This is a genomic window from Sphingopyxis sp. GW821-FHT10B01, from assembly GCF_059415685.1.
Genome location: NZ_JBWKNS010000003.1, coordinates 295,332 through 308,327 on the forward strand (window position 1 = coordinate 295,332; position 12,996 = coordinate 308,327).

Sequence of the window (12,996 nt, forward strand, 5' to 3'; positions counted from 1 at the left end):
AGACCGTGGCACCATGCCCAATTCCGGGTTCAAGTCCAAAGAAATTCTCCGATCAGGTCAAATTTCTCCAATTATCCCATTTGCGGCCCTTCATGGTCGCGTCCAGCGCCGACAGTGCGCGGGCGGTTCGCGATGAAGAAAGCCGAGGCTCGGCATAATTTATGTTCGCGTTGGCGAAATTTCGTGTCGTGGCGAAACGCACGTCGAACAGATTGTCAACGAAATTGACGGCAATTGGCCGCCGGGCCTATCCGCAGGTCGCCGGCTGCGGCCGGCCCGGATAGGCGATGAATGCCATGACAGCCCACATTAACGTGGAGATTCCGGGCGATTGCCGCTGCCGTATCGGCCCAAGTCCAAAAAAATCCCATCGAAGCCTAAACATTTTCGCAAATGGTCGGATTGGGACATGACGGGAGCTTCGCATCGTGTCGGCCGGTTGAAGGCGATGCCGCGAAACGCCCCGGAGGCACGGCCTGGGCGGAGGGTTCGATGGTATCGATATTCACTGGAGCTGGAGCGGGTTTCCAGCGTGGTTCGGGCAATATTCTGGGCGGCGCGGGCCTGTTGGGATCGGCGGTCCAGGGGCGAAGCGGCGAGAGCGTTTCGGTCAATGCGGCGACGGGAAACCTGCTGATATCGCAGCAGGACGACTTCCTGATCGGGCGCGGTCCCGACAGCGCGGTATCGCGAACCTACAACAGCCTGGCGCAGGTCAGCGACGATAATGGCGATCATTGGCGCTTCGGGTCGCAGCGGCGGCTGCAGAACTGGACGGGGACTGCCAACACCGCAGGTGCGACGGTCGACCGGGTGGGCGAGGACGGGTCGGTCATCACCTATACCTATGACACGGGGCTCGGCTATTATCGCGCCACCGATGGTGCAGGCGCGCACGACAAGATCGTCAACACCGGCCACTGGACCTGGACCGACGGCAACACGCGGGCGGCCGAGGTCTATGACATTGGCGGCACGCTGATCAACCTGACCGACACCGACGGGAACAGCATCGCCTATACCTATCACATGCACACCACCGGGTGGCGGCTGTCGCGCGCGACCACCAGCAACGGCGAATATCAGGAATATCAGTGGTCGGGCGAGAATCTCAGCCAGATCGTTACCGGCTACACCGACCTTGCGACCAGCACGGCAAAGACGCTGACGCGCACGCGCTATGCCTATGACGGGCTGAACCGGTTGACGCAGGTGACGGTCGATCTCAGCCCGGCCGACAACAGCATCGCCGACGGCAAGACCTATGTCACCAACTACAGCTACGACGGGTCCAGCCGCCGCGTCTCGGGCATCACCCAGACCGACGGATCGAGCCTCGCCATCGCCTACGACGGCGCCGGGCGCGTCATCACCCTGACGCAGACGGTGGCAGCGGGCGACGTCCGCACGACGACGATCGACTATCAATCCAGCAATTATACCGTGATATCCGACGCACAGGGTTGGCTGGCTGCAATAACCACCAATGCGAGCGGCGAGTTGATCCGCCTCGACGAACGCGCCGCGAACGGCAGCAGCCAGACGCGGGTCACCGATTTCGTTTACGACGGCAACGGCAACCTGCTCCGCACGGGACGCTATGACGGGATCGGCGGCGCTGCTTTTGCGAATATCTGGTACCGCTACGACGCCAATGGCAATATGCTCGACAGCTATGAAAGCATGGTCAGCGGCTATGCCGTTACCCGCTGGACCTACGGATCGAATAACGAGGTCCTAACCAAGACGCGCTTTACGACGCAGGATCTCGACGGGCACGGCGGGGCGGACCCTACCGGCGCACTGACCACGCGCTACGCCTATGACAGCCGCAATCACCTGCGTTATACCGTCTCGCCTGAAGGCCGGGTCACCGAATATTATTACGACGGCTACGGCCAGATGTATTGGTCGGTCGAATATCCGCAAGCGTCTTACGATGTATCGGGCCTGGCACCCGGCACATCGATCTCCGAAACGTCGCTCAATGCCTGGCGGACAAGTTTCGACAACACCTATAGCCAGATAAGCCAAACGATATATGATGCGCGCGGGAACGTGACGCGAGCCATCGACTATGGCCGCGCGCAGTCGAGCTGGGGCTACGGCGATGCCAGCGACGGCTACAATGACACCTATTTTACCTATGATCAGGCGGGCCGCCTGCTGTCCCGCAACGAGCTGAACGAGGTCGCAGAAACCTTCTTCTACGACGGGATGGGCCGCATGGTCGGCTCGACCGATCTCGCGGGCGGCACGACCAGCATCGTCTTCAACGATGCAGCGTCGCAAACCGTCATCACGCTCGGCAACGGCCAGGTGACGTCGTCGACCTACAACAAGGCCGGCGAACTGGTCAGCACGACGCAGGGCAGCGACTGGTCCCCGAGTGCGACGTCGGCGTTCAAATATGATAAAAATGGTCGGCTTCGCATGGCGACCGACGCCTTGGGCTACAACAGCTATTATCTCTATGACAAGGCGGGGCGGAAAACCGCCGAAGTAAGCCACAACGGCGAACTCGTCGAATATCGCTACGACAAGTTCGGCCGCGTCGCGGCCACCATCCGATATCATTATGCGCCCGCCGCAGCGCAGCTGGCGGCGCTGGCCAATCCCGACAACACGCTGACGATCGACAACCTGCGGACGTCCGCGGACTCGGGCGTCTGGCTGTGGAATATTTATGACACCAAAGGCCGGCTGGTCGAGGAGATTACCGGCGACGGCCGCGTCACCGCCTTCACCTATGACGACGCCGACCGGCTGATCGAAACGCGCAAATATATCAACCTGGTGTCGGTGGGATCGTTCATGACGACCGCCCCGAGCTCGGTCGTCCTTCCCTCGGCGCATGGTTCCGACGCGGTCACACGCTATTTTTACGATCGCGACAGCCGCGCCATTGGTTCGCTCGATGCCGAAGGCTATCTGACCGAAGCGGTATATGATCAGGCCGGGCAGCTGGTCGAAGAAATCGCCTACGCCCAGCGCACCCATTCGGCCTATTGGGCAAGCGGGACCTTCAGCCAGCTTCGGTCGACCGCCGCGCCAGGCTCCCCCGCCGACCGGCGTGTCCGCCACGTCTACGACGGCCGCGGGATGCGCCGCTATTCGATCGATGCGCAAGGCGGCGCGAGCAGCTTTGGCTATAATGCGGCGGGGCAGCTGATCCAGACGACCGTTCACGCGGCGCCCATCTCGACCGCGAACTTCAACTACGACAATGTGAAGGCGTTGGTAAATTCCATCGCCAACGGGTCCAACGACCGGACCAGCACCATCGCCTATAATTCGCGCGGCCAGATCGCCTCGACAACCAGCGCGACGGGCCTGGTGACCAGCTTCACCTACGATGTGATGGGCAATGTCATCAAAACGGTCGCGGGGAGTGGCGGGTCGGCTGTGGTCACGCGCAGCTGGTATACGCAGAAGGGCGAACTGCGCTTCTCGGTCGACGGCGAAGGCTATGTCACCGAACATAACTACGATGCGCGGGGCCAAGTATCGAGCACGATACGATATGACACGGCAACAAGTTTCGGGGACGGAACATCGATCGGAACCGTGGCAGCGACCGTGGCCCCGGATTATTCGGCGGGCCGTTACCAGAGGAAGAGCTTTGGATATAGCGCCAAGGGCCAACTGACCGACACCTATGATGCCGATAATATACGGACCAATGTCTGGTTCCGCGGCAACGGCGAAGTCGGCCAAGTCCAGACGGCTCTCGGAACCTCGGATTACAGCATCCCCGAATATTTCGGCTATAATCATTCGGGCCAGCTCACCTGGAAAGGCGAAGCGTGGGAACAGTCGGAATCGCGCGAAACCAATTATACTTATGACGGCCTGGGCAATCTGACCTCGTTCGTCGACCCCAACGGCAAGACGACCAGCTATACCTATGACAAATTGGGGCGCGTAACCTCGGTCACCGATGCGCTCGGCAACCAGACGCTGTACCAATATGACGCCTTCGGCAACAAGACCGCGATACGCGACGCGCGCCTGAACTGGACCTATAATAATTACGACAATCTGGGCCGCCTGTGGCGAACGACCGATGCGTCGGGGGTCAACACCGATTCCGCCTATAACCGCTTCGGCGAGCTGGCCAGCGTCACGCGGGCGGGCGCGACCACCAGCTTCCTATATGACAAGGCCGGCCAAGTAACGCAGTCGACCGACGCTCGCGGCTTCGTCGAGACCTATGCGTATGACCTGCTCGGCAACCGCGTCCGATTCACGAACAAGCTGGGGGGCGTCACCAACTATACCTACGATCGCAAGGGCCAGCTCCGCTACGAATGGGTCGACACCAAGGCCTATGACAATGCCGGCAATGTAGCGGCCGACGGATTTTACAAGAATATCTATGAATATGACGCGCGCGGCAACGTCCTGCGCCGGATCGAAGCCTATGGCCTCGCCGAACGGCGCGACACGAATTTCGTCTATGACAAGAACGACCGGTTGATCGAGACGATTGGCCAGACCTTCCTCGGCATGACGCCGCACGAATATATTCGCTACGATGCACGGGGCAATGTGACCAGCACGGTCAATGCCGCGGGCGGGCGGACGATATTCTATTATGACGATCTCGACCGCAAGACGGTCGAGATCAGCCCGACGGGCACCTATACCCGCTATACTTATGACGATGTCGGCAATGTGACCGAGGTTCGTGTCTTCGAAACCATCGTCGGCGTGCCCGCCGATGGCGGATCCGAGGAAGAAGCGCCCGGTGCGCCCGGCGGCAATGCGCGGGTGACCAGCTTCACCTACGACAATGTCAATCGCATGCTGACCAGCTCGGTCGCCAGTGTGAATAGCTATATCACGAGCGGGGGGGCCCACGCCCTGCAGGCGACGACACTGCACACCGCGTATCAATATGACGCGAACGGCAATGTCGTGAAGCTGACCGACGCGAACGGCAACGCGAGCTATTATTACTATAATGCTCTTGGCCAGAAGACGCACCAGGTCGATGCCGAAAATTACCTGACGGCATGGACCTATGATGCCGAAGGCAATGTGCTGTGGGAATATCGCTACAGCAACAAGGTTTCCGCTGCGCCGCAAGTCGGCGTCCTGCCCGACGTCGTGGCCTCGTCGAGCGATCGCTACACCAGCTTCACCTACGACCTCGCCGGCAACCGGCTCACCGAAACGCGGCACAACGTTCTTGTCCACAACGGCAGCGGCGCGCACGCCTATACGAATTCGACGATCGGCTACAGCTACAACGCCTTGGGGCAGGTCACCCGAAAGAGCGAAGCGACGGGCGACTTTGTCGACTATGTCTACGACACGTCGGGCCGCCTGACGCTGGAGGCGCGCAAGGCCTATACCGACCATAGCGGCGCGTCGGTGACCCCGACCGTCGACTATTATTATAATGGCGTGAACGATCTTTCGCGTACCCGCCAGCGCGGGTCGGGCGATGCCGCCGAGCGCGTGACCACCTATGGCTATGACGGGGGCAAGCTACGCTGGATCACCGACGCCGAAGGCAACAGCCGCTATTATTGGTACGATCAGGGCGGGCGCCAGAATTACGAATATTACACCCGCACCAAGTCCGACGGATCCGCCGATACCAGCTACAACGGCAATCTGACCGGCTATGACGTTGCCGGGCGCGTGGTCTCGAAGTGGCAGGCCGACTATACCGGCGGTGGCTGGACGACGCGCGGCCCGGTCACCGAGCTGTCCTACAACGCGTTCGGCGAGGTTGCGGGCACCTATGTCGGCGGCCTGCTGCAGCAGCAGAATCAATATGACCTCGGCGGGCGCCTCGTCGCGACCACATCGGGCGACGGCATCTGGAAATATTTTGGCTATGACGGCAACGGCAACCAGACGATCGCGATATCGAGCGCGGGCGCGAACCTCGCCGGACTGAGCTTCGACGCGGCGCGAGGGCTGATCGGCCAGGCCGATGTCAACGCCAGCTTTACCGTTTACGACAAGCGCAATCTGGCCGCCACCGTGTTCGAAGAAGGGCGCCAGTTCAGCGTGGGCGGCGCGCTGCAGAATCTGACGACGACGCGCACCTATACCGCGTTCGGCGAGGTCGCGAGCGAGACCAACGCCCTCGGCGCGACGATCAACTACGGCTACAATGCGATGGGCCGGATGATCCGGAGCGAGAGCCCGCTGGTCGAGATCGTGCTCGAGAACGGCACCGGCCAATGGATTCGGCCGGCCGAGGATTATTATTATGACGCGTCGGGCCGCCTTGTGGCCACGCGCGACGCGAACGGCAGCTATTCGGGTTCGACGAAAACCGCCGATACCGGCAACCTGACGCGGCTCACCCTGCTCACCGGTACGGGTTATGGAAACAGCCAGGCGCTGGTCACAGCGGAAACGCACGCCGACGGCGGCGTGAAACAGACCCGCTACGATATTCACGGCGACGCGCGGGTGCTGATCGACGAAATCGGCCGCAGCGCGGCGCGCACTTACGACCGCATGGGCCGGGCCGTCACCGTCAGCAATATCGGCGGGCTCGTCGACTATTACAGCTATGACCTGTTGGGTCAGCAGATCAAGCATTGGAACAACCAAAACCAGACGCCAATCTATGGCGAGACCGTCATTATAGGCTGGGACTATTATGGCGAGCCGATCTACGACACGCCGGTCATCGGCTACACCCCCGATGTCGAAACCACCGACTACGACATTCAGGGCCGGGTGGTTTCGCAGCGCAGCTTCGGCGGCGACACGACCACCACCGCCTATAGCTGGGACGGCGCGATCGCGACGCCCGGAATCGGAACCTTCGGCGGCTGGCTGCAGACCACCACCATGGCGAACGGCCTCTATGCACAGGAAAAGACCGACCTTTTCGGCCGCGTGACATGGAAGCGCGATCTGGCCGGGCGCACGACCGACCATGCTTATGATCTCGCCGGCCGGATGACCTCGTCGAGCACCAACGGCATGCTGGTCAGCTTTGTCTGGTTCAACAGCGGCCTGCAGGCCTCGACCGTCATCGGCACCCCGAACGCCGGGCAGGTCAACACGAGCTGGAGCCGCAAGACCGCGACCTACAGCTATAACGCGACGGGCAACCGGCTGACCGAAACGCTGGTCGACGAATATGGCTATTATTCCCCCGAATGGTGGGAATATCCGAGCAACCCCGGTGGCGGCCCGCCCTATTATCTCGACCCCTATGAGCCCTATTATTACGATCCGATCTACCATCCGGAAAGCTACTCCACCTCTTCGGTCCAGATCAAAAACCAGAGCGCCACCTATGACGCGCTGGGCCGCATGAAGAGCTGGGCAGAGGCGGGCACGGCCTCGTCTCCCGCGTCGAGCACCACCACCAGCTATGACGCGAACGGCAATATCCGCCGGACGCTGGCCAACTATTACAGCCTCGACGCCAATGGCGCCGCGTCCACCGCGACCACGCGCGATTACTGGTTCCGCTACGACAGCATGAACCGCGTCGTCGTGAATCAGGGCGCGCTGGAAAATGGCACGATCGTTCGCGGGATGGGCGCCTATCTCTACGGCACCGGCGGCGGACAGGACATCATGTATGATGTCGCCGGGCAACGCACCGCGGTCGCCACCACCCAGGCTTATTATGATAGCTATACCACCTATTATCAGGAAAGCCGGGAAACCTATATTTATGACGCGGCGGGTCGGCTCAGCCAGGTCCAGGCGTCGCAGGGCGCCGCAGCCTCTGGCTCATATGATCCCGTCACTTATGCCTATATACCGCCGGCCTCGATCCCTGCCGCCCCCAGCACCGGCACGCTGCGTTCGGTCTTCTATTACGACCTGATGGGTCGCATGACCTCGCAGACCGACTATGACACGAACGGCTATACCGCGCTTTACAGCCGGACGGCCGCATATAACGCCAAGGGCCAGCTTTCCTACGACTCCAGCTGGACGAAAAAGACCGACAACAAAATCTATTCGTCGAGCACCTCCTATTATTTCACCGATTATAACAGCGGCCAATATCTGCTCGGCAGCGTCGGCTGGACATCGTCGAGCACGTCGGTCACGGGCGGCGGCACGACCTACAGCCGGACAGTCAACGGCTATGCCTGGTGGGACGGCGCGGTACAGGTCTCGATCGTCGAGACGCCCAATACGTCGCAATCGACGACCCATAGCAGCAGCTTCACCCTCAACAGCTTCGGGCAGTTGACCGGCGCCTATGTCGGGGGCGGCAAGGCGCATTATGTGTCGTTCACGCTCGACGAGCTGGGCCAGATCATCCGCCGCGACGAGAGCCAGCCCTCGGGACAAACCGGGGCGCCGCACGAGGTGTGGTACCGGTTCGGCGGGCGCCAGCTCGGCTACACCGGCAACAATGGCACCTCGGACGTCACCTACGACGCGTCGCTGAACGAGCGGCGGATCGTCCAGCCGACCAGCCCCGGCACCTATCGGAACGGTCAGTTCTATGGTGCGAGCTACGCCGACTTCGCGCAGAATTACGACCCAATCAACAGCTATTACCAAGGGTCGGCGGGCGGGACCTATACGGTCCAGCAGGGCGACACGCTGCAAGGCATCGCCCAGTCGCTGTGGGGCGACGCGTCGCTGTGGTACAAGCTCGCCGAAGCGAACGGCATGTCGGGAGCCGGCGGGCTGATCGAGGGCCAGACGCTGATCCTGCCAACGGGCGTGATGCGCTCGAAGAACAACGCCGCGACGCTCAATCCGTATAACCCCGCCGACGCGATCGGGGATCTTTCGCCGACGGCACCGCAGCCGCCGAAGAAGGCGAAGAATAAGTGCGGTGTGTTTGGGATGATATTGCTGGCGGTCGTAGCCGTTGCGGTGACGGTGGTGACGGCAGGCGCGGCGCTAGCTGCTGTAGCGCCTGCCAGTGCGGGCATAACCTCGATTGGTGTTGGAATCGGAACGGTGCTTGGGACGGCTGCAGGAGTCGCAGGCGGCGTTGCAGGCGCGGTGGGAGCGATGGGAGCGATTGCTATCGGAGCTGGTGCCGCAGCTATTGGCTCTATCGTGAGCCAAGCGGTCGGCGTCGCAACGGGAATCCAAGAAAAATTCAGCTGGAAGGGCGTGGCGATGGCTGGCATCGGATCCTTTGTCGCCGCCGGAATCGGGCAAGCCTTTGGCGGCGGCGGATGGCTTGCGGCCGGAGCGCGCGGTATGGCGAGCAGCGCTATCACGCAGGGGATAGGTGTTGCCACTGGATTGCAGAACAAATTCGACTGGGCAGGCGTAGTTGCAGCGGGTGCGGGGGCAGCGATTGGCTCCGCTGTGTCGAAGGGGATGACAAGTACATCAGTGCTTCAGGATAGTGTCGGAAATTTCATTGTTAGCGAATCGCTGACAGTCGGTGGACGGATTGTTGCATCAATGGCGGGCTCTATCTCCGCGGCCGCCGCGCGCTCAATGGTTGAGGGCAGCAGCTTTGGTGACAATATCATCGCGACTTTGCCCGACATTGTGAATCAGACCATTGGCGATATCATAGCGGGAAATACCAACCGGTCGTATACGGTACACAAGGGGGAGGCGCTTGCTTATGCAATCAGCGGCATCGGGTATAAGATTCCGACACGCAACCAACTCGTGCAGCAATATGGCGCTCAAAGAGCGGACGAAATGCTCGGCCGATTTACGGAAGGCACCGGTACTACCGTCGTTAACGGGCGGATCGAGCTTACGCAGGATTTGAAGGACTATCTTGCGACAAATAGGGTTTCGGGATCAATGGTCTCAACTCGGGAGGCGGAGATTGGGCGCTTGCTTCAGTCTGGGGGTATTAGGGCGTATTACGACTTTGGATATCAACGGGATCCCGCCAGAAGATTCGATGAATCGATGGTCCAAATAGGGGATGATCGTGCTGCTGCGCGCCTCACGTTGACGCATTACGGCCTTGCAAATCCGACCGCTCCACAGATTGATATCTTGTTGGCTAGGGCGGCAGGGGATAATTCGGTTGCCATTCCAGCCGGTCAAGAGGCAATATTTAATTCAGCCCGTGGCGATTTGCGAGGAATGTACACGCACCGAGCCGAATTTATCACAGGCGTCGCGCGAGCTTCTTTAGCAGTTGATGCTCTAGTAAACTTTTCGAGCGGCAGGGCAGGTTATTCGATATTATCAAGCTCAGCTGGTGAAATGCATGGTGCAATATATAGCGGATATTTCACTTTGCGCCCAAGAAGCTTAGTTAATAGTCAAGCGTTCATGGCACAATATGGAGTCGGGGGCACCTCCGACATCCATATTTTCCACAATGGATTCGGATCGCAGAAAAAACTGTTCTCCGAAGGCATCTTCCATGAATTGCTGCACTCTGCATCTTGGCAAGAACGCGTTGGATCCGTCACCAATTGGCGGGGCCCAATGAATAAGTTTGATGCCAATCCCAAGGCGTATTATGATAGATTCTGGGGAGATCGACCGAACGCCGACGCACCAGTCTATATTCCGACGCCCGGATCGACGCCGCCGCCGGGGCCAGTGCAGACCGCGCCGCCTGATACCGGTCCCATTCTCTATGAACATGACGCATTGAACTGGTATGCGCGATCGATATTCAGAGGGCTCGGCATGTACAAGAACAAGATAAAATAGATGAAAAGATTCACGATGTTGTTTGTGCTTCTGGGAGGGGTCACCCTGTCCAGTCTTTCAGCGGCAAGGCAAGTGGGCGGAGAATTCGTAGTGCTAGCAAAATTGGTACAAAAGGAACGAATTTTGCTGCGAGAACGAGAAGGAACGACGAGGGGGGCGGATGAGTATGTATTCGAGATTGAAGCACGTCCTGCCGGATACCCGCCTATCGGACTGCTTAAAGGATCTAAAATCAAAAGAAATGTAATCCGGGTATTCGATCCGTCCTATGTCACCGATCCTCGATCAGACTATAAAGATGATTTGTCGGAAACGCATCATGATTCTCCTGGAGGACAAGGCTGCATCGCGGATAATGATAAGACCTATCTTCTCTTCTTGAAGCAGGACGTATCGAACAGAAAAGAAGAAAAATTTATCCTGTTGTCTTGTGTATCTATGAAAAACACAGAATATTCTGGATTTGTGAAGGACTGATTATAATCTATACTGGAATTACGGTGATAGGTGCAACAACCCCTAAATGATCACCCTGTCCAAAAAATCGCTGTCCTACAAAATCGCGCGACGCTAGCCTCTGCGCATGTCGGCCTGGACCTTTCCTTTATTTCACGCGCCGCTCCACCCGCACTTCAACTGCGCCCGTTGCGAGCTCGATCATAAACGCCCCGCTTACGCTCTGCCTAAAGCCACAAAGGACACATTTCCGGTGCGCTTGTGCAGGGTTTTTGTGGCTTTAAGCGCCGCCGTCAGCCGTTCTGGCCGATACGCGTCATGGACGATCTTCACGACGTTCAAGACCGCGATTGTGAGCCGCGATTGTGACATTGCTCACACGAAAAGCACCGTCCGCACCCCCGCTTTCCGTGTGAAGCTACGCAATTTTCCGCCATTCCCCTCGCGCACACCCAACAGCTGAGGTCCCCGCCCCATGCCACCCCATTTCGCCGACAATCCCGCCACCTGGTTCGGCAACGACGCAAGCCGCGCGCATGCCATGCCGCGCGCCGAGGCCGAGGCGTTGCAGCTCGAAACGCTACGCGCGCGCTTTGCCGCGCTCGAGCCGCAGCTCGCGCCGCTTCGCGCCTTGGCCGGCGCGCAAAGCATCGCCGACATCGCTTCGCTCGATGCGGCGGCAGCGTTGCTCTACCCGCACGGCTTCTTCAAATCCTATCCCGAACATTTGCTGATCGAGGGCGATTATGCCGCGATGACCGAATGGCTGTCGCGCCTCACGGCGTCCGACCTTTCGATGGTGCGCGGGCGCGGCTTTGCGCGGATGGACGACTGGCTCGACGCGCTCGACCACGAAGGCCCGCTCGAGATGTACCACAGCTCGGGGACGACCGGCCGCCTTTCCTTCTACCCGCGCAGCAAGCATGAGCGTGCGACGCAGGTGGCGCATGCCAGCATGGCGATCGCGCAATGGTTCGACCCGCCGAAATTCCGTCACGGCGACCATGATTTCACGCTGATCTGGCCGGGCCATGCGTTCGGCCGCTCCGCCATCTTGCGATCGTCGGGCCTGTTTCGCGAGATGTTGACCGCGAATGACGAGGATTTCCAGCCGCTGGTGCCGACCGCGCTTAGCGCCGACTATCATTATTATGTCCTGCGAACGCAAAATCTGATGGCGCAAGGCCACGCCTTTGGCCCCGTTGCGAGCGACTATGTCAAGGCAAGGCTCGACGAAGCCGAAGCGCTGAAGGCCTATCTGCCGCAGCGCACCGGGGAGCTGCTCGACATCATGGCGGACCGCAAAGCGCACGGGCGCCGCGTCATGATCGCGGGCGGGCCGGTCAGCATCCACAACCTCGCCACCGCCGGCCTCGCGCGCGGGATGGAGGCGCTTTTGCATCCTGGCAGTCTCGTTCGCGCCTTTGGCGGGCTCAAAAACCATCCCGCCGTTCCCACATTGGAGGACGATGTCCGCCGTTTTACCGGCGAACCCAATTATCTGAACGCCTTCGGCATGACCGAATTGACCTCGACATTCTCGATGTGCCGCGCGGGACGCTTCCATATTCCGCCCTGGGTCGTGCCCTATGTCTTCGACCCCGTCACCGGGGCCCCTCGGCCACGCGACGGGCGACAACGCGGGCGGTCGGGCTTTTTCGACCTGGTCCCGCAAAGCTTCTGGGGCGGCGTGATCACGGCGGACTTGGTCGAGATCGGCTGGGATGCATGTTCTTGCGGCAGGGCGTCGCCGCATATGGCCCCGGAAATCAGCCGCATACCCGAACAGCGCGGCGGCGATTGCCACATCGGCCCCGCGCTCGACACCGCTACCGACAGCGCGCTAGAATCCCTGCTCGAAGGCCTGCGCCGACAGTGATCCCCGGCCTCGCCGGCGTGTTATCCCAACGCTCTGAACCTCGACGGTCC

At 60.2% G+C, this 12,996-nt stretch carries 3 protein-coding genes; all 3 read left to right on the forward strand.

Translation table 11 applies throughout. The features are described 5' to 3' along the window. Window positions 1-492: 492 nt before the first annotated feature. The 3 genes from AC07NV_RS10400 to AC07NV_RS10410 all read left to right on the forward strand — a co-directional run bounded on the left by AC07NV_RS10400 (window position 493) and on the right by AC07NV_RS10410 (window position 12,946). The gene (locus AC07NV_RS10400) at window positions 493-10,611 is read left to right on the forward strand and encodes a LysM peptidoglycan-binding domain-containing protein (protein ID WP_495166273.1); all 10,119 of its coding nucleotides are present in this window, start codon (window positions 493-495) and stop codon (window positions 10,609-10,611) included. After that, a complete protein-coding gene (locus AC07NV_RS10405; RefSeq protein ID WP_495166274.1) occupies window positions 10,612-11,088 on the forward strand; it encodes a hypothetical protein in 477 nt (158 codons plus the stop codon). A 454-nt stretch (window positions 11,089-11,542) separates the two neighbouring features. Further along, window positions 11,543-12,946 (forward strand): long-chain-fatty-acid--protein ligase, encoded by a 1,404-nt coding sequence (locus AC07NV_RS10410; protein ID WP_495166275.1) that lies wholly within the window; start codon window positions 11,543-11,545, stop codon window positions 12,944-12,946. Window positions 12,947-12,996 lie beyond the last annotated feature (50 nt).

What these genes read in the sequence shown, in the direction of transcription:
- AC07NV_RS10400 (WP_495166273.1), top strand. Translation starts at nt 493, where the DNA reads ATGGTATCGATATTCACTGGAGCTGGAGCGGGTTTCCAGCGTGGTTCG.
- AC07NV_RS10405 (WP_495166274.1), top strand. Translation starts at nt 10,612, where the DNA reads ATGAAAAGATTCACGATGTTGTTTGTGCTTCTGGGAGGGGTCACCCTG.
- AC07NV_RS10410 (WP_495166275.1), top strand. Translation starts at nt 11,543, where the DNA reads ATGCCACCCCATTTCGCCGACAATCCCGCCACCTGGTTCGGCAACGAC.